At 67.1% G+C, this 18,366-nt stretch carries 18 protein-coding genes; 13 read left to right on the top strand and 5 right to left on the bottom strand.

Going from position 1 to position 18,366, the window contains the following annotated elements; translation table 11 throughout:
* Window positions 1-153: 153 nt before the first annotated feature.
* From Har1131_RS01065 to Har1131_RS01025, 9 genes are all read left to right on the top strand, one after another.
* Window positions 154-918: an SDR family oxidoreductase gene (locus tag Har1131_RS01065; protein ID WP_050037425.1), complete on the top strand. Its 765-nt coding sequence runs from the start codon at window positions 154-156 to the stop codon at window positions 916-918.
* 222 nt (window positions 919-1,140) lie between these two features.
* Entirely contained in the window at window positions 1,141-2,067 is a 927-nt protein-coding gene (locus tag Har1131_RS01060; RefSeq protein ID WP_050007644.1) for a precorrin-3B C(17)-methyltransferase, read from the top strand.
* Window positions 2,068-2,069: 2 nt separating this feature from the next.
* The gene (gene cobJ, locus Har1131_RS01055) at window positions 2,070-3,149 is read left to right on the top strand and encodes a precorrin-3B C(17)-methyltransferase (RefSeq protein WP_058990867.1); all 1,080 of its coding nucleotides are present in this window, start codon (window positions 2,070-2,072) and stop codon (window positions 3,147-3,149) included.
* On the top strand, window positions 3,149-3,424 hold the full coding sequence (locus tag Har1131_RS01050; protein ID WP_050007643.1) for a ferredoxin: 276 nt from the start codon (window positions 3,149-3,151) through the stop codon (window positions 3,422-3,424). The genes cobJ and Har1131_RS01050 overlap by 1 nt, the downstream gene beginning before the upstream one ends.
* Complete coding sequence (locus Har1131_RS01045; protein ID WP_151144684.1) at window positions 3,421-4,080, top strand: cobalamin biosynthesis protein; 660 nt, start codon at window positions 3,421-3,423, stop codon at window positions 4,078-4,080. Before Har1131_RS01050 ends, Har1131_RS01045 begins: the two co-directional genes overlap by 4 nt.
* Complete coding sequence (locus Har1131_RS01040) at window positions 4,077-5,300, top strand: CbiX/SirB N-terminal domain-containing protein (protein ID WP_014039268.1); 1,224 nt, start codon at window positions 4,077-4,079, stop codon at window positions 5,298-5,300. Before Har1131_RS01045 ends, Har1131_RS01040 begins: the two co-directional genes overlap by 4 nt.
* Window positions 5,301-5,326: 26 nt before the next feature.
* The gene (locus Har1131_RS01035) at window positions 5,327-5,698 is read left to right on the top strand and encodes a DUF3209 family protein (RefSeq protein WP_014039269.1); all 372 of its coding nucleotides are present in this window, start codon (window positions 5,327-5,329) and stop codon (window positions 5,696-5,698) included.
* Complete coding sequence (locus Har1131_RS01030; protein WP_050037430.1) at window positions 5,691-6,962, top strand: PQQ-binding-like beta-propeller repeat protein; 1,272 nt, start codon at window positions 5,691-5,693, stop codon at window positions 6,960-6,962. The genes Har1131_RS01035 and Har1131_RS01030 overlap by 8 nt, the downstream gene beginning before the upstream one ends.
* Window positions 6,963-7,111: 149 nt before the next feature.
* Complete coding sequence (locus Har1131_RS01025; RefSeq protein WP_050007852.1) at window positions 7,112-7,795, top strand: Rnase Y domain-containing protein; 684 nt, start codon at window positions 7,112-7,114, stop codon at window positions 7,793-7,795.
* 12 nt (window positions 7,796-7,807) lie between these two features.
* On the opposite strand, the gene Har1131_RS01020 is transcribed toward Har1131_RS01025, so the two are convergent.
* From Har1131_RS01020 to Har1131_RS01010, 3 genes are all read right to left on the bottom strand, one after another.
* Window positions 7,808-8,521 carry a CbtA family protein gene (locus tag Har1131_RS01020; RefSeq protein ID WP_050037432.1) on the bottom strand — a complete coding sequence of 238 codons (714 nt, stop codon included), beginning with the start codon at window positions 8,519-8,521 and terminating at the stop codon, window positions 7,808-7,810.
* Window positions 8,521-8,727 carry a CbtB domain-containing protein gene (locus Har1131_RS01015; RefSeq protein WP_014039273.1) on the bottom strand — a complete coding sequence of 69 codons (207 nt, stop codon included), beginning with the start codon at window positions 8,725-8,727 and terminating at the stop codon, window positions 8,521-8,523. Before Har1131_RS01015 ends, Har1131_RS01020 begins: the two co-directional genes overlap by 1 nt.
* A gap of 69 nt (window positions 8,728-8,796) precedes the next feature.
* On the bottom strand, window positions 8,797-10,959 hold the full coding sequence (locus tag Har1131_RS01010; RefSeq protein WP_151144680.1) for a VWA domain-containing protein: 2,163 nt from the start codon (window positions 10,957-10,959) through the stop codon (window positions 8,797-8,799).
* Window positions 10,960-10,994: 35 nt separating this feature from the next.
* Between Har1131_RS01010 and cobN the strand changes: the two genes are divergently transcribed.
* The 3 genes from cobN to Har1131_RS00995 are packed head-to-tail and all read left to right on the top strand — an operon-like array spanning window position 10,995 to window position 16,366.
* Window positions 10,995-14,891, top strand: coding sequence for a cobaltochelatase subunit CobN (gene cobN, locus Har1131_RS01005; RefSeq protein ID WP_151144677.1), 3,897 nt, complete (start codon window positions 10,995-10,997; stop codon window positions 14,889-14,891).
* Window positions 14,881-15,612 carry a precorrin-8X methylmutase gene (locus Har1131_RS01000; RefSeq protein WP_151144674.1) on the top strand — a complete coding sequence of 244 codons (732 nt, stop codon included), beginning with the start codon at window positions 14,881-14,883 and terminating at the stop codon, window positions 15,610-15,612. Before cobN ends, Har1131_RS01000 begins: the two co-directional genes overlap by 11 nt.
* Window positions 15,605-16,366: a cobalt-precorrin-7 (C(5))-methyltransferase gene (locus Har1131_RS00995; protein ID WP_146418039.1), complete on the top strand. Its 762-nt coding sequence runs from the start codon at window positions 15,605-15,607 to the stop codon at window positions 16,364-16,366. The genes Har1131_RS01000 and Har1131_RS00995 overlap by 8 nt, the downstream gene beginning before the upstream one ends.
* Before the next feature lie 16 nt (window positions 16,367-16,382).
* On the opposite strand, the gene Har1131_RS00990 is transcribed toward Har1131_RS00995, so the two are convergent.
* Both Har1131_RS00990 and Har1131_RS00985 read right to left on the bottom strand, forming a co-directional pair.
* On the bottom strand, window positions 16,383-16,850 hold the full coding sequence (locus tag Har1131_RS00990) for a DUF2062 domain-containing protein (RefSeq protein WP_014039278.1): 468 nt from the start codon (window positions 16,848-16,850) through the stop codon (window positions 16,383-16,385).
* Between the two features lie 77 nt (window positions 16,851-16,927).
* Window positions 16,928-17,701: a CbiX/SirB N-terminal domain-containing protein gene (locus Har1131_RS00985; RefSeq protein WP_014039279.1), complete on the bottom strand. Its 774-nt coding sequence runs from the start codon at window positions 17,699-17,701 to the stop codon at window positions 16,928-16,930.
* Between the two features lie 174 nt (window positions 17,702-17,875).
* Between Har1131_RS00985 and Har1131_RS00980 the strand changes: the two genes are divergently transcribed.
* Window positions 17,876-18,364, top strand: coding sequence for a cation:proton antiporter regulatory subunit (locus Har1131_RS00980; protein WP_014039280.1), 489 nt, complete (start codon window positions 17,876-17,878; stop codon window positions 18,362-18,364).
* The last annotated feature ends 2 nt before the right edge of the window (window positions 18,365-18,366 follow it).

Here is an 18,366-nt window from a genome sequence, read left to right as displayed (position 1 = left end):
GCTTTTTCTCAGGCATTGGGTTTTGGTTCCAGCTTTTCGCAACCGAGCAGCTACTGAACCATCTCTGGCCGCGACTCCACAACTGTTCCGAGTTCTTGCCACTGTACAACTCTAAACTTATTTATTATGTGGGCCTGTGGTGACAAATGGCGCATGACAACACTACTCGAAGACAAGACGGCGGTCGTTACGGGCGGCGCGAGCGGGTTCGGCCGGGCCATCTGCCGACGGTACGCGGAGCACGGCGCAGACGTTATCATTGCGGACCGACAGCAGGACCCCCGCGAGGGCGGCAAACCGACCCACGAACTGGTCGAAGCCGAGACAGACCAAACAGCACACTTCGTCGAGTGTGACGTGACCAACCCCGACGACCTGGAGGTGGCTGTCACCGCGGCCGAGGAACTGGGTGGCATCGACATCATGGTCAACAACGCCGGCATCTCCGAGATAGCTGATTTCTACGAGACGACTGAGGAGGACTACGACCGGCTGATGGACGTGAACACGAAGGGAGTGTTTTTCGGCGCGCAGGTCGCGACAGAGGCGATGCGGGAGAACGGCGGTGGCACTGTCATCAATATGTCCAGCTCCGGCGGCATCCGCGGCACCGGCCTGCTGGTCAACTACTGCACTTCGAAGGGCGCAGTCCGACTGTTCACGTACGCGCTTGCGGATCGCCTGAGCAACTACGACATCCGGGTCAATGCCATCCATCCGGGCTACAGCAAGACCCAGATGTTCGAGGACGAGCGCATCGACGACACGACGAAAATGATGCTGAAGGAACTCATCCCCTCCGGCCGCTTCGGCGAACCGGAGGAAATCGCCGACGTGGCGACGTTCCTCGCCAGCGACATGGCCTCCTACGTCAACGGCGAGAGCGTTGTAGTCGACGGAGGACTGACGAACACCTGACCGAAGCAGCTATTACACTGTTTGCGCTGCGATTCGTCGACGTGAGTACGGTTGCACAGCCACCGCTCTCGACTCTTCCCCGAGCTCGTATACAACCAAACTACCCCTTCCCAACACCTTCGGTTGGACTAGTACAAGCACAATTGTTTTATGCGAAAGCGGCGTTGTACTCACCATGCGCCACAGTATCGAGATTCGACCGGCGGCCCTCGGAGACCGAGGATGAGTAGCGACGGACGCCAGTCGACAGCGGCCGCGGCTGAGGCGACGCGTCCAGCCGACTACGGGACGCTGTACGTGGTCGGTATCGGGCCGGGGCTCCCCCACGACATGACCCAGCGGGCGAAAGACGTTATCCAGACCGCTGACTGTATCATCGCCTCGAACCTCTATCAGGAGTTCCTCCGGAAGGACGGCACGCTCCCGCCCCAATCGGCTGAACTCGACGGCGAAACCGATGACGGCGAAATCGCTGGCGAAGAAGGGGCCGTACTGGAGCGGCCCGACGGCAGTCAGCAGACGCTCATCCGGTCGTCGATGGGCAAACAGGTCGAACTCGCCCGCGAGGCCTTCGAGCGGGTCCGCGCCGGTGAGGACATCGCCCACGTCTCCGGCGGCGACCCGAACGTCTACGGGAAGTCCGACCTGCTGTTTACGATGGCCGACGCCGACGACGCCGACGATGTCCCCATCGAAATCGTCCCCGGTGTGACCGCGGCGCTGTCGGGCGCGGCGAACCTCGGCGCGCCGCTGTCGAACGATTTCTGTACGATTTCGCTGTCGGACAAATGGCGCGGCTGGGACGAAATCGAGGAGAAGCTCCGGGCGGCCGCGATCAGCGGCTTCGTCGTCGTCCTCTACAACTGCTGGCGCGACTACGAGCGAGCCGTCGATGTTCTGCGGGAGGAACGAGCGGACGACGTGCCCGCCGCTATCGTCAACGACTCCGGCCGCGGGGAAGCCGGCCGGAACCTCGACGACGAGACGGAGACGATCACGACGCTTGGCGAACTGTCCGAACACGACGACAAGGTCGGCGGCATGGGTTCGTCCATTGTCGTCGGCACTCACGAGACCGAAGTCTGGCGCAACGATTATCAGGAGTTCCTCGTCACCCCGCGTGGCGGGCGTGACGTCGACGATTTCTAACAATGAGCACTGACAACACTACTGACGCAAGTACCGAGACAGAATCGAAATGCGGGGCGAGCGAGGCGGGAAGCGCCTCCGAGAGCGCGAGCGAAGTAGAGACCGATACCACCTCGAAATGCGGTGCGAGCGCGAGTTCGTCGACAGAGACGAGTCCGGACACGGGCGACGACACCGCCTCGAAGTGCGGGGCCTCGTCGTCGTCCGAATCGTCGTCCTCGTCCAGTAGTCGCTCCTGTGGCGCGTCCTCGTCGTCCGGTTCCTCGGACGAGGAGGAGGTCGGCGCGACGGTCGACGACTTCGACGCCGAACCGGGCCGGCTCATCGCCGTCGGCCTCGGCCCCGGCCAGCCTGAAGGAATGACCGCTCGCGCCCGCTCCGCCCTCATGGACGCCGAGCACATCGTCGGCTACACGACCTACGTCGAACTGCTGCCCGACGAGATTACTGAGGGAGCCGACGACATCTACAACACGCCGATGTGTGGCGAAGTGTCCAGAACGGAGGAGGCCATCGACCGCGCGCTGGCGGGCAACGACGTGGCCATCATCGGCAGCGGCGACCCGAACGTGTATGCGCTGGCCGGCCTCGCGCTGGAGATCATCGAGTCCAAGGGCGCGACGGCGACGATGCTCGACTTCGACGTGGTTCCGGGCGTCCCGGCAGCTCAGTCCTGTGCCGCCCGCGTCGGCGCGCCGCTGGTCAACGACACCGTCTCCATCTCGCTGTCGGACCACCTCACAGACATGCCGACCATCGAGTCGCGGCTCCACGCCGCCGCCAAGGAGGGCTTTACCATCACCATCTACAACCCCTGGAGCCGCAAGCGCCGGGACAACTACGAGAAGTGCTGTGAGATCTTGCTGGAACACCGCGACCCCGAGACGCCCGTTGGCGTCGTCCACGCCGCTGGCCGCGAGGACGAACAGGTCGAAATCGTCGAACTCGGCGAATTGCCGGAACTCGGCGAAACTGACCTCGTGGACATGACCACCACCCTCCTCGTGGGCAACGAGGACACCTACGTCTGGGACGACCGGATGGTGACCCCGCGGGGCTACGAGACCAAGTACGACTACTAATGTACCGAATCACTATCGACCGTGAGGCCTGCGACGGTATCTTCGCCTGTCTCGTCCGCGACGACCGCTTCGTTGAGGATAGCGAGGGACTGGCGGCTATCGAGACGGACGACCAGACGGCAATCGAGGCCACTTTCGACGACGACCGGCGAGACGACGCCGAGCAGGCCGCTGCGGCCTGCCCGCTCGATGCGATTCACGTGGAATCCGTCGAGGAGGACGTCGGGGCCGCCGATACACCTGCCGGCACCGACCACGAGGAGGTCCAGCCATGAGCGTCGAAACGGGTGCGCCAAACGATATGCTCGCAGCCCACCCCGAGACGGCGTACTTCTGGGGTCGGGTCACCGGCGACGGCGAGTGCGAGGACAGCTGTATCACCGTCCGGACGAACGACGAGACGGCCGCTCGGCGGCTCGCCTCCATCGCCGGTGCGGAGCGGGCCGACCGCCGCATCGTCGAGCGGGCGTATGCCCACGACACCTCCATCACCCGCCAGGAGGAGGAGTTCACGGTGCAGGTCGTCGGCAGCCTCGCTGACCGTGCCAGCGCCGCGCTTGGCCTCCCGTTCGACGGCGAGTCGGGCGGCTACCGCTTCGACGCGCTGGCCGACTACGACCGCCAGCTCCTCCGGGGGCTGCTCGAAAGCTGTGGCACGGTGTGTTTCAAGTCCGACGACAACGCCGTCGGCATCTCGTTCGTTCACGAAGACGAGCGACTCCTCCGGACGATACAGACGCTGCTCGACCGCTGTCCGGTCGACGCGCCGTACGACGAGCTCTCGGAGACCTCGTCGGGCTACTGGTTCGGCGTGGCCGACGACGCGGCACCTGTCCTCGGTGACTGGCTGTACGAGGGCAGCGAAGAGACGGGGCTGTTCGCGCCGAGCCGCCGGCGCAAGCTCCAGAAAAGCATTGAACGAGTCCGATGAGTGAAGCTATCACCGCGCCGGAGACGCTGGACGACGAAGCGGTGCTGCTGGTCGGCCACGGCTCCCGGCGCGAGAAGTCGAACGAACAGGTCCGCGACCTTGCGGTCGAACTGGAGGGCCGACTCGGCATCCCGGTCGACGCGGCCTTTCTCGAACTGGCCGAGCCGGCTATCGACGAGGCCATCGCGGGGCTGGCCAGAGCCGTCTCGCAGGTATCGGTGGTCCACCTCTCCCTGTTTGCCGCCAGTCACGTCAAAAACGACGTGCCCCTGGCCGTCGAGCAGGCCCGCGAGGCCCACCCGGAACTGACCATCAACAACGGCGCGCACCTGGGCGTCCACCCGGCGCTGCTGGACCTGCTGGACGACCGCGCGGCGGCCGTCGAGGCCGAACTGGGCGTCGACCGGGAGGAGGACGACGTGGCCGCCGTCGTCTGTGCCCGCGGGTCCAGCGACCCGGACGCAAACGCCGACGTGCACAAGCTCGCTCGCCTGCTGTACGAGGGCCGCGAGTTCTCGCGGGTCGAAGCGTCGTTCATCGGCGTTACAGAGCCGCTGCTCGACGACACCCTGCACGACATCGCCAAGACCCGGCCCGACGCCGTCGTCGTCATCCCGTACATGCTCGGCGACGGCGTGCTGACCGGCCGTATCAAGGACGGCGCACGCGAGTTCGACGAGGAGTATCCCTACGTCGACGCCGCTCCCGGCGAACCGCTGGGGACCGACACGCGCCTGCTGGACGTGCTTGGCGACCGCTGGCAGGAAGCCCGCACGGGAAGCGTCGAGATGTCCTGTGACACCTGCAAGTACAAGGTCGAACTCGACGGCTACGAGGAGGATCAGGGCGGCGCTCGCGCGATGCTCCGGGCGCTGACCCATCAGGCCGAACACGCCGACCGCGAGAACGTCGACGACGACCCGCACGTCCACGACGCCCCCGAGAAACACGTCGCGGTCTGCACGAACCAGACCTGCGCGCAGGACGGCGCACCAGCGGTCCTCGAACGGCTCCGCCAAGCCGCCCGCGACAGCGACCAGTGCGACGCCCGCATCACGCGGTCGTCGTGTCTCGGCCGCTGCGGCGAGGGGCCGATGGTCGCCGTCTACCCGGACGGTGTCTGGTACGGCGGCGTCGAAGACGAGGACGCCGCCGACATCGTCTCCTCGCATCTTGACCGCGACCGCATCGTGAGCGAACTCGTCGACCAGACGCTTTGAGAGTACACCCTTACAACACTACAACCATGAGCTGCTACGAAATCGAGGCCCTCCGACTGGGCCTCATGAACGTTCTCGGTACCGAAGACGACCACGCCCGCCAGCACGCCGAACAGGAGCTGGAGGGTCACATGACCGGCCCCATTGAGGCCCTCGCCGGCGCGGAGACGCTGGCCGCCATCGAGCGCCACCTCGACGCCGCGCTCGTGGACCTCGAAGAGGAGATCGCCGCGACCCCCGAAGACGACCCCGAGTACGACTACCTCCGGGGGCGACTCGTGGCGGTCCGCGACGCCGAGCGGGCGGTGTCGCGCATCACCATGCAGGGCGAGGACGTCCTCGACGGGCTGGGTGAGGCCCACGACGTCCTCCACGAGGCGTTCCCGGTCGATGAGTAGCCAGCGCGCCCCGACCGCTGACCTCGGGGACGTGGCCCCGGCTCGCTCGCGCCATCAGGGCCGTCGCTCGGCGGTCACGCTGACCGACGGGCTCGCGGTCGTCGGCACCGCCGACGGGGACCTCCGGGCGTTCGACGTCTCGGCGGACTCCGGCCCCCCACGTCCGTGCTGGCAGTACGACACGGACGGGGAACCCAGCGTCGTCGCGGCGGTGTCCTTCGACGGCGGTGTCGTCGTCGGGGAGCGCAGCGCTCGCGGGCAAATCCGCTGTCACGACGCCGACGGGGACCTGCGCTGGCGGTACGAAACCCGCGGGGACCTCGGCGAGGCCCAGCAGGAGACCAGATTTCTGTTGCCGTTCGTCGCCAGCCTCGCAACCGACGGCGGCCGGCTCTATGCCGCCGCCAGACGGTACGAGCGACGGACTGACGCCGACGGGAACGACCTCCGCCACTTCGAGAGCGTCGTCTACGCGTTCGCGCCCGACGGCACCGTCGACTGGACGTACCGGACCGACGGTTCGCCGATATCCCTCGACGCCGACGATGGCCGTGTCGCAATCGCCTACAACCGCTGTCCTGGCGACCACCAGCACGGCCTCGTCGTCCTCGATGCCGCCGACGGTGACCCGCGCTGGATGTGGGACCCCGGCACCGACGGCCAGCGGCGTGTCGGTGACGTGGCCCTGCTGGACGACGGCGCTGTCGTCTCCAGCCACGGCGACTACTGTGGCTACCGGCTCGACAGCGGCGGCCGGGAGCGCTGGCGTGTCCCGCTGGCGACGCCGACCGACGTGGACGGCGACATCGTCTACGCGTACCCGAATCACGTTCACGCGACAGAGGTGGGCGCGGTGTTTGTGACCGGCAACACCTACCCCGAGGAGGGCCGCGAGACAGAGGCACGGCATCCGACCGAGCACACTGCCGTTGGCGTCTCGCCCGATGGCGACCGTCGCTGGGACGCGCCCGTCGGCGGCTTCGCCAGCGGGCTTGGCACCGATGGCTCGCTGCTGGCCGTCCCCGGTGCACAGAACTTCCGGGACCGCGATGCCGACGACCACGCGCTTCGGCTGTTCGGTGTTGCAGACGGCCCCATCGACACATTGGACACCGACGGCGTCGTGACGGCGGCCGCAGTTGCGGACGGGACCGCTGTCGCCGTCGAGGAGCCGGTCGTCTACCACGACGAGGGCCGCGAGCGCGGAGCGTACCGGCTGCATCTGGTTGAGGTGGAGAACGAGACGGCCCGTTCGCGCCACTGACGCGTCGACGTAGCGATTTGGGCCGGTAACGGCCCGTTCGGACGACTTTTCGCTCAGACGTGATATCCCTGGTTTGGCTCTGATTACTGTGTTATGTGGTGTCAAACTAACCATTCGACAGTCGTAGCGTCTCGGTATGGGTGCCCAGCATGGCCGATAACACAGACCCGGACCACGAGGAGACACAGTCGGAGGCAGACGCCAAAGCTGACGACGACAGCGCCGCTGCCGATCACCCTACAGAGCGTGAGCGGGAGTTCGCGCAGATGCAGCGACGGCTCAACGAGCGGGAGATGGGTCTCGACCAGCGGAGCGCGGAACTCGATCGGCGCGAAGAGAAGAATGACGCCCGCGAGGAGGAGCTTGACCGGCGAGAGGCGGAACTGGACGAGCGGGAGTACCGACTTGATGAACGCGAAGCCGCTCTCGACGACCGGGAGACGGCCCTCGACGAGCGCGAGGCCGAACTGACGGAGTACGATGCGCAGTTGTCAGAACGTGCCACGGAACTCGACGAGCACGAGAAGACGCTGCACACCTACCTTTCGGGGCAGATGACGGACGTAGAGGAATCGGTCACGGAGACGATGCACGACGCGCTCGACCAGTACGAGGCGAGCCGGTCGACCGGTCGGTTCGGTCCGACCGGCACGATGCTTGTCGGGCTGACCGGTGTCGCGCTCGTCGTTGCCGGGATCGGGTTCGGCGCGCTGGTCTCGGCCGGTACGGCGTCGTTCGGCGTCGGCGGGACGACGACGAACCTCGCTATCGCCGCCGTCGTCGCTATCGTCGGCCTGGCGCTGAATCTCGGAACGGTTGCCGGAAAAATCTGAGCCGCGTCGTCGTTAGTCCGCGGTCGCGGGATAGTCCAGGTCGTCCGCGGCTGGGGTATCACTGTCACCGAGCCAGGCGTGAACCCCTGCGATTGTGGCCCACAGCACTAGCTGGCCGAACACGACCGTCCAGCGGTAGGCCGCGACGAGCGCGGCAGGCACGTCACCGTGGACCGGGTTTGCCGGTGCGAGCGCGACCGGAACTGCGAGCAGTGCGAGCGGCAGCGCCATGGCTCCGAGTCGAATGGCGGTGTGGTGGCGCGCTGTCCGCTGATACGCGAGCCCGGCGAGCACTGCGACCAGCGCCCCCAGTGCCATCAGGCCGGCGTACCAGGCGAGGCGCGTCTCTGTCCCAAGCGCCTGCTCGACGCCCGGCGGCTGTGGCGGCAGGACGAGCCACGGCGCGCCGGAGACGGTGAGAAAGCCGGCTCCCGCAAGCGCCAGTCGCTTCGTCGCGCCCGAGCCGGGGATTGCAGGTTCGAGGAAGAAATACGCCATCCCGAACACTGCGACGCCGAACAGCAGGCCCCAGAGGACGCCGCCGCCGATGCTCGCGACGGCCGTCGTGAGCCCGGAGACGACGGGGCCGCCGCCGTGGCCGTGCCCGTGTTCGAACGTCTCCAGTCCGGCAGTGAAGCTGTTCCCGACTGTCGCGACGAACAGGCCGTAGACCAGCCCGCCGGCCACGCCGGCCACTGCGCCGCGTTCGAGGTAGTCAGTCGCCATCAGTGGCAGGTGATCCCGGCGCTGTGTCGGAAGTTGTGCAGCGAGTCGTGCAGCATCGGGTCCTGCACGAACAGCAGCGTGAAGCCGAGCGCCGCCACCAGCGCGACGGCAATGGCGATCTGCGGGCCGGTCAGCGACGCTCTGGCGCGTTCGATACGGTCATGCACGCTGTCCGTAGCGCGTGCGGTGTCAGTGTCGTCCTGCATTGAAATCTCGTTTGTCTTAAGAACAAGTAAGATTGTAAAACTTCCGCCTGAGACAGCTCCGGCCGGGGGTTATCGCTTGCTGGCGACGGCGTCGACGCGCTCGGCGGTCAGCGCGTCCAGCGGGACGACCGACGCGTCCGTTTCGTCAGCAACGAGGTCGAGCAGACCGGCGCGACTCCCTTCGCCCGCATCCACGACGACGGTGCGGTCGGCTGCTTCGCCGAGCGTCCGCGCCGCGTTTCTGGTCGCTGCGACCGGACTCCCGTCGGCGGTGTTCGCCCGCCCGTCGGTTACGACGATGACGACGCCGGCATCCGGGTCCGCCCGGTCGAGCACTTCGCAGGCGGCCGTCAGCCCGTCCGGCAGTGGTGTCCGGTCGCCTGTGGGGAGGTCTTTCAGGTGGCGTGCCGCCAGCGAGACGCTCTCGGTCGGCGGGAGGACCACGTCCGCGCCCTCGCCGGCGAAGGTGACAAAGGCGACTTCGTCGCGGGCCTGATAGGCGTCTTTCAGCAGTTCCAGTACTGTGCCTTTTGCGGCTTTCATCGCCGGGCGCATCGACGCGCTCGCGTCGACGGCGAACACCACCAGCGTCTCGGCGTCGCCTGCACGAACGGACTTCCGAAGGTCACGTGACTCGACATGGCCGCTCCCGCGACTGGCCGCCGCCCGGACCGACGCTGCGGCGTCGACCTCATCGTCCCGGCCGGCGCGCTCGGTTCGGACCGTTGCACCGCGTTTCGTCCCTGTCGCGCTCGCACGGCCGCTTGCGCTCCCACCGTCGGTGTCGACCGACGGGGCATCCACGTCGGGTGCGCCGCTGTCGCCGACTGTGGCGCGGGACTGGCCCGGCAGCAGCGGGGTGGCGTTTTCCGGGTCGTCGGACTGGTTGGACTCTCCCTCCCCACCGTCGTCTCCGGCCGCTCCTTCGCCGTCGCCGGCCTCTGCTTCCTGCCGCTCGCCGTCGCTGTCGGCCGAGGTGGGCGTTGGCTGCTCGCCGCGCTCGCCTGACTCGTCGTCGCCGCCCTCGCCGGCGTCACCGCTGTCGTCCGGCCGCTGTTCTTGCTGTTCGCTTCCGTCCTCACCGCCTTCGGAATCGGCTCCGTCGTTTACTGACTCGTCGCCGGCCCCCGCTTCCTCTCCATCGTCTTCCGCGTCACCTTCCTCGTCACCGTTTTCTCCGTCGTCGTCGGACTGCTCCTCGGATTCGTCCTCGCCGTCCTCGAAATGGTCGTCGAGCACGTCGTCCACGTCCGGCGCGTCCTCGAAGGGCCGGGAGGTGAGCCGGTGGGGGAGCGCGAACTCGGCGGCGCGCTCGATGTCTGATTCAAGAACCGTCGTCCGCCCGTCGAGCGCGGCGAACGTCCGGGCCGCCCGCGCGGTGGCGATGTCGCCGCGGTGACCGTCGAGGCCGGCGTCCCGACAGAGTTCGGCGATCTGCTCGCGGAACTCGCGGGCGAGGGCGACCTCGGGCAGCAGTTCGCGGGCGGTCCGCAGGCGCTCGCCCGGGTCGCGGTCGGGTTCGCTCTGCATCTCCTCGTCGCCGTCCTCTCCCAGTGCTTGGTCGATGATAGCGACACGGTCATCGAGGTTCTCGCAGGCCGACACCTCGGTCTGCAGGGCGAATCGGTCCCGCAACTGCGGGCGGAGGTCGCCCTCCTCGGGGTTCATCGTCCCGACGAGGGTGAACTCGGCGGGGTGGGAAACGGTGACGCCGTCGCGCTCGACCCGGTTCTGGCCGCTCGCAGCAGCGTCGAGCAGCACGTCGACGAGGTGGTCGTCCAGCAGGTTCACCTCGTCCACGTAGAGGATGCCGCGGTTCGCGCGGGCCAGCAAGCCGGGGTCGAACTCGTGGTCGCCGTCGAGCGCGTCGGCCACCGACAGCGTCCCGACGACGCGGTCCCGGGTCGCGCCCAGCGGGAGCGTGACGAGTGGCACCGACCGCGTCTCGACGGGTGGGTCCGCCCGCGTCCGGCAGTCGTCACACTGGGCCTCCGGCCTGTCCGGTGGACAGCCGTAGGGACAGTCCGCGACCGCGCGCTGCTCGGGCAGCAGGTCGGCGAGGGCGCGCACGGCCGTCGATTTCGCCGTCCCCTTCTCGCCGCGGACCAGCAGGCCGTCGAGGTCGTCGTCTGTCGCGACGGCCAGCAACCCGTCTTTGAGGTCCCGCTGGCCCACCACGGCTGCGAAGGAGGCCTCCTGCGAAGCTTTTTTGCCGTCGCCGAGTACAACCATACTTGTATTAGTGCAAACGGAGATTTAATAACGTTATGCCACAGCTAGGACTCTACACCGCGACGGAGAACGAACTCGGGGCCGTCCAGCGGGCCGCGGACGAGGTCGACGCCGACCTCGTCGTGCGCTCGGAGAGCGACCTCGACGACGAGCCAGCGGTCGAGGCGTTCGTCGACGAACTGACAGACGCCGACGCCGTAATCCTGTGGCTCCACGGAGCCGAGGACAGCATGCCCGGCTACGAGATGGCCGTCGAGCGGTTGCGCGAGGCCGGCGTCCCGCTCGTGGTGAAAGCGACGGGCGACGCCTTCGCCTTCGAGGACACGTCGGTTCCTGACGAGCACCGCGAGACAGTCTACGACTACCTCGAGAAGGGCGGGGCGAGCAACGTCGCCAACTGCGTGCGCTACCTGGTGGCGCAGTACGGGCACGCCGACCCATCCTACGACGACCCGGTGACGCTGCCGACGGAGGGCGTCTACCATCCCGACCATCCGGGCGCGAGCATCGACGACCTGCGGGCGACGTTCGACCCGGCGAAACCGACCGTCGCCGTCTGGTTCTACGAGTCCCACTGGACCCACGAGAACACCCGCTACGTCGACGCGCAGGTCCGGGCCATTGAGGCCCAAGGGGCGAACGCGCTCCCGATATTCTGTGAACCGGCGACCGACGCCGAGGGCCAGTGGAACGCCGAACAGGTCACTGAGGAGTGGCTCCTCAATGCCGACGGCAACCCGCTGGTCGATGCAGTCTGCTCGTCGTTCATGTTCTCGCTGTCGATGGACGAACGCGGCCGCAGCGCCGACGACGAAGGCCAGAGCGCCGAGGACGTGTTCCTCGACAAACTCGGCGTCCCGGTCATCCAGACCGTGACGACGATGCGGTCCCGGTCCCGGTACGACAGCAGCGACACGGGCGTGATGGGCTTCGAACTCGCGCTCTCGGTCGCGCTGCCGGAGTTCGACGGCAACGTCATCACGCACCCCATCTCGGGCAAGGAGCGGACCGACGACGACGCCGGCATCGGTAGCGCGCCGAAACAGCACTTCCCCATCGACGACCGCATCGACCACGTCGCGCGGCTGGCGGTCAACTGGGCCGAACTGCGCCACACCCCGAACGACGAGAAGCAGGTCGCCGTCGTCCTCCACAACTACCCGCCCAGCGACGACGGCATCGGGACCGCTTTCGGGCTGGATTCGCCCGAGAGCACGGTGAATCTGCTGGAAGAGCTGGACAGTCGGGGCTATGACCTGGGCGACACGATGCCCGACAGCGGCCAGTCCCTCGTCGAACGCCTCACCGCCCAACTGACCCTCGACGACCGCTGGGTTGCGGCCGAAGACGTGCGCGAGCTGAGCGTCGACACCGTCTCGCCGACCCAGTACGGCGAGTGGTTCGAGATGCTTGACGACGACTTCCGTGAGAACGTCGTCGAGGAGTGGGGCGACCCGCCCGAGCGCCCGTTCGCAATTCCCGGCGTGGAGTTCGGAAACGTGCTCGTGACAGTCCAGCCGCCACGGGGCTTCGGCATGGACCCCTCGAAGGTGTACCACGACTCCGACCTCCAGCCGCCACACGACTACGTCGCCTTCTACCGCTGGCTCCGCAACAGCTACGAGACGGACGCTGTCGTTCACCTCGGGACCCACGGCAGTCTGGAGTGGCTGCCGGGCAAGACTGTCGGGCTGGACGGCGAGAGCGCACCGGACCAGCTCATTGACGACATCCCGAACGTCTACCCCTACATCGTCAACAACCCCGGCGAGGGGACCCAGGCGAAGCGGCGCTCCTACGCCGCCATTGTCGACTACCTGACCCCGGTGATGGCCAATGCCGGGACCTACGACGACTTGGCCGACCTGGAAGAACTGGCCGACCGCTACCGCGAGGCCGGCATGGAAGACGCTCGGACCGACGACGGCGAGCACCTCGCCGAGCAGCTCCGCCAGACCGTCGACGAACTGGACCTCGCTGTGGGGCTGGGCATCGCTGGTGAGATTGACGAGAAGGCCGACGTACGTGGCCCTGACGAAGCCGGGTCGACGCTCGCTGAGGGTGACGTGGCTGGCGACGACCTCGACATTGACGCCCTCGTCGAACGGGTCCACGAGTACCTCACCGACGTGAAGACGACGCAGATCCGGAAGGGGCTGCACACGATGGGCGAGCCGCCGGCCGACGACCGACTGGTCGACTACCTGGTCGCGCTCACGCGCCTCGAGAACCCCGGCGCGCCGTCCCTGCGCGAGAGCGTCGCTGGCGTGCTCGGCGTCGATTACGACAAACTGCGCAACGCCCCCGGCGAGTACGACGAGGCGCTGGGGATGACCTACGCCGAGGCCGCCGACCACGTCCACGAGACCAGCAAAGACCTCGTCCGGACGCTGGCCGAGCACGACTTCGACGTGCCCGAGAGCGAACTCGAAGACAACACCTCGGAGGTGAATATGAACCTTCTCGTGGTCGACATCGAACCGCTCGGGGATGCCCGCGTGCGGTCTGGCGCACACGAGGACCTCCGCGAGGCGCTGGCCTACATCTGCGAGGAGGCGGCCCCCCGGGTGGCCGGCGCAGCCGACGAGATTCCCCGCACCGCCGATGCTCTGGCTGGCGAGTACGTCCCGCCCGGCGGGTCCGGCGCGCCGACCCGTGGCGGTGTCGACCTGCTCCCCACAGCCAGGAACTTCTACACACTGGACCCGCGGAAGGTCCCGGCCAAGACGGCGTGGGACGTGGGCAGCGAGGTCGCCGACGGTGTACTGGAGCGCCATGAAACGGACGAAGGCGAGTACCCCGAGGAAATCGGCGTCGTCGTCTGGGGCACGCCGACGGTTCGGACCCGCGGCGAGACAATCGCGCAGGTGCTCGCGCTGATGGGCGTCGAACCGGTCTGGTCCGACGCTGGCCGCGTCGAGGACGTGGAGCCGATTCCGCTCGACGAACTCGGCCGCCCGCGAATCGACGTGACGACGCGCGTCTCCGGCCTGTTCCGCGATGCGTTCCCGGCGGCAGCGGGAGTCGTCCACGACGCCGTCGACGCCGTCGTCGACCTCGACGAACCGCACGAGATGAACTACGTGAAGAAACACGTCGAGGAGGAGACCAACGACCTTGTCGCCGACGGCATGGACGAGGGCGACGCCGAGAGCGCGGCGAAACACCGCGTGTTCACCACTCGCCCCGGCGGCTACGGTGCCGGGACCAACAAGGCCGTCGACGAGGGCAACTGGGACGACCGCTCGGACCTCGCCGACGTGTACGTCCAGTGGGGCGGCTACGCGATGGGGTCCCGGGGCCGGGTCAGCGACGCCCACGACGCCTTCGAGCGCCGCCTGTCCTCGGTCGACGCGACGGTCAAAATCGAGGACACCGCCGAACAGGACGAGTTCGACTCCTCGGACTGGTACGCCTTCCACGGCGGTTTCATCTCCGCAGTCACGGAAATCGCCGGCGAGGAGCCGAACTCCTACGTCGGGGACTCCTCGGATCCGGACAACGTCGACGTCTACACCAACGAGGAAAAGGTCCGGAAGGCGATGCGCGCCCGCGTGCTCAACCCCTCGTGGCTCGACTCGATGGAGGAACACGGCTACAAAGGAGCCGGGGACCTCTCGACGACGGTTGACGTGGTGCTGGGCTGGGACGCGACGACCGACGTGGTCAGCGACACGCTGTGGGAGGACGTGGCCGAACGCTACGCCTTCGACGCGGACCGTCAGGAGTGGCTCCGGGACGTGAACCCCTGGGCGCTGGATTCGATCACCGACACGCTACTCGAAGCTATCGACCGCGGGCTCTGGGACGCCGACGACGAGACGCGGGACCGCCTGCGGGATCTGAACCTGGAGGTGGACGGTGATTTGGAGGCCCGTGCCGGGGCTGGCTCCAGCAACGATTCGACAGAGGTGACCTCAGATGACGACTAACACAGACGACGCGACAGACGGCGACACGAACAGCGAGGACGACTTCGAGGAGTACGCCGACCTCGGCGCGACCACCTCGAACGCGATGGATATCGCGGAGACGTCGATGGACCGCGTCCGCGAACTCGTTTCGGACGAGACGCTGGCCGACCGCATCCGCCAGAAGTCCGTCCACGCGACCGGCGACCCAGAGTTCCAGCACCTGTTGCGGTTCACCGGGACGGACGACGACGAACCGGTCCGTGCGGGGGCTCGCGCTGTCCTCGATGAACAGCCCATCGTCACCGACATCACGATGGTCAAGGCCGGCATCACCGGTCGCGGTCACGACTGTCCGGTCCAGAAGGCCATCGGTAACGGCGCGGAACTGGCCGCCGAAACCGGGATGACTCGCACGGCGGCGTCGGTCCTCGAACTCGACAAGCAGGGCGTCTACGACGGGGCGATTGCCGTCGTCGGGAACGCGCCGACCGCCGCGCTCGCGCTGGCGGACTGCATTGAGGACGGCACGCGCCCGGCGGTCGTCGTCGCCACGCCCGTCGGCTTCGTCAAGGCCGCCGAGAGCCGAGAGCGGCTCCGCGAGGTCGCCGCCGAGCACGGCGTGCCGACCATCACGAACGTCGGCCGCCGCGGCGGGAGCGGACTGGCCGCCGGGCTGACGAACGAACTGGTGCACGTAGCCTCAGACGTACGAGACGGGGAACTCACGCTCGATGAGTAGCGACGACTACGACCTCGATAGCGGGCCGGACCCAGCGGCCATCGCGGCGAGCGCGCCCGAGGACCCCGACGCCGACCGGCCGGTCCACGCTGTCGGCATCGGCCCGGGGAACCTCGATTTCCTGACGCCGCGCGGTGAGCAGGCGATTCGCGAAGCTGACGTAGTCGTCGGCTTCGAAACCGTCGTCGACTTCGTCGCCGACCGGACCGACGCGGACCTGCTGACCTGTGGCTACCGGGACGAACTCGACACGCTGGAGACTTTCGCCGAACGCGTGGCCGACGGCGAGCGTGGGACTGCGGTGGCGATGGGTGACCCGAACCATTCGGGCTACCAGTTCGTCGGGAAGGTCCAGCGCGCCGTCGACCGGCCGGTTCGTATCGTGCCGGGCATCTCCTCGCTGCAACTGGCTGCCAGTCGCGCCCGGACGCCAATGGAGGACACGACCTTTGTGACGCTCCACAAGAGCGGCGACCTCTCCACCGACCTCGACCGGCTCCGGAGCGACGTGGGCGACCGACACCTGCTCGTGTTGCCGCGCCCCTTCGACCTGATGCCCGAAGACGTCGCAGCCGAACTGCTGGACGCTGGCGGCAACCCCGAGCTGCCGGTGCTGGTCTACGAGCGACTGACCCACGACGACGAGGACCGGACCGCGACGACGCTCGGCGATCTTGCCAAAGATGCTGGCGGTGGCGGCAGGGACGACACGCGGTTCTCGGACCTGTCGGTGTTCGTCGTGCGGCGAGACTGAGGCCGTTTTACTGCGGTCAGCTAACTGCGGCGGGCTCTTGCTGCCGCCGCCTGTATTCGTTTATCAGACGGAACGCCAGCACGTACCCGATAGCAGCGAACACGATGGCCAGGATAATGTTCCCCGTCCACAGTCGGACCAGCACGTCGCCGCCCATCGACATCGACACACCGTCGAATGACAGCCCGGGTATCGGCCCCAGAATCCGGTTGCCGAGCCAGAAGCTCGACGCGTACACGCCCCACTTGACTGGCGGATTGAGTATCAGCACCGAGGCAAACAGCGCGACCTTGCTGAGCTGTCTGAACAGGTACGCGAGGACGAGAAAGGCGATGAACCCAGTGCCAAGCGTCGGTAGCGCGGTGAGGAACACACCGACGCTGAAGCTCATCGCGACCTCTCGCGGAGAGTGGTCCTCTATCAGCGCGGTCACCAGCTTCTCTTTGACCTGTTCCCGCGTCTGCGCTACTCGTCGGCGAACCATCTACGTGCCAGAATGTACCGTGGGTACAAATCGCTTCCTCTCGTCGACGGGAGCTCGGCACTGCCGCCGCGACAGCCCTAATCGCCCTCGCCGTCGGTCGCCATCGGCCGGTTTGTGGCGGCCAGCGTCGCCTCGAACGTCTGTGGCGTGCGCGTGTCGGCCATCGTCCGTGCCGTCTCGACGGCGGTTGCGACGGCCTCGGTGACGAGCGGATGGTCGCCCAGCGTGTCAGTGTAGGCGAGCCCGCCTCTGTCGAGGTCGAGCTTGGCGGGAATCTGCGTCTCAGTTGCGTCGGTCGGCGCGAGAAAGAGCGGCACGGCGACGGCGTGGTCGTGGGTGAGGTTGTACCTGACACATTCGACGGCGGGGTTTTGCAGCAGATAGCACGGTTCGACCTCGCCGAAGGCCGACCGCTCGCGCAGGCGCTCGGCGTGGTACTCCGTCACCTGCCGCTGATACGGCTTGCCGCTGGAGCCGAAGGCAACGAGTGCGACGGACGAATCGGCAGCTTCCGGTACCGCAGCGGCGGCACGATCACGGAGCGCTTCGGTCAGCAGTGGGCTTCGCCCAACCGGTTCGCAGTAATGCGTCTCGGCGTCGACCTCCTCGAGCGCCGCCGGAACGTCCGTGACTGTCGTGTGGTCGTGAGCGACGGTCATCGGGAGCGCAAACACCCGGTCCGCATCGATGGCTACCAGTTCGTCGCGTAACTCCCGACGGGGTTCGTGGTCGTAGGTCAGCACCCTCACGTCGGTGGCTACCCCGCGCTCGCGCAGACGGCGAGCGTGTGTCTCGTAGGGCGTAGCGCGTGACGTGTCCCGACCGATGAGCAGGAGTGTGTCGTGTGGCATTGGTAGCTCCTAACGCTAAAACAAGCTGAGTTGTTTTAGCGAAAGTTGGCTTGCCTGAACGTTGGCAGGAACCCACTAATACCTTTGGGTCCCCCGTCGTACCGGCTATCGACGACCGTCTGTGCAGCGCAGCGGGCACCGGGTCTTATGGATGCTGGACCGCAATCTCGGGCTATGGACGTGACCGAGAGTGACCTGCCCGGCGTGGGAAAGAAACACGAGGTGGACATCGGCGGTGGCCAACAACTGGTCGTCGTGACCCACAACACGGGCACTCGCGAACTGTATCTGAGAGAGAGCGAGGACGCCGACTCTGTGAAGTTGCTCGAACTCTCTGACCGGATGGCTCGGATAGTCGGCACGATACTCGAAGGCGCGTACTTCCAGCCGGTCGAATCCAATCATGTCGAGACGATGCTGTCGGAGGGCACACTGCTCGAGTGGTACGCAGTCGAGGACGACTCGCCGCTAGTCGGTGAGACGCTGGCCGGCGCTGATGTCGGTCAGCGAACTGGCGTCACTGTCGTCGCGATACAGCGCGACGACGACGTCATCGCCGCCCCCGCGTCCACCGCCGAAATCGAGGCCGGCGACACAATCGTCGTCATCGGCGAACGCGACAACTGTGAGCGGTTCGAGCAGCTCCTTGGCGGAGAGCTGTAGAC

Origin of the sequence: Haloarcula sp. CBA1131 (genome assembly GCF_008728975.1) — an archaeon.
Taxonomy (GTDB): domain Archaea; phylum Halobacteriota; class Halobacteria; order Halobacteriales; family Haloarculaceae; genus Haloarcula; species Haloarcula hispanica.
The sequence above is the reverse complement of the archived record's forward strand: the minus strand, read 5'-3'. Positions and strand labels throughout refer to the sequence as shown.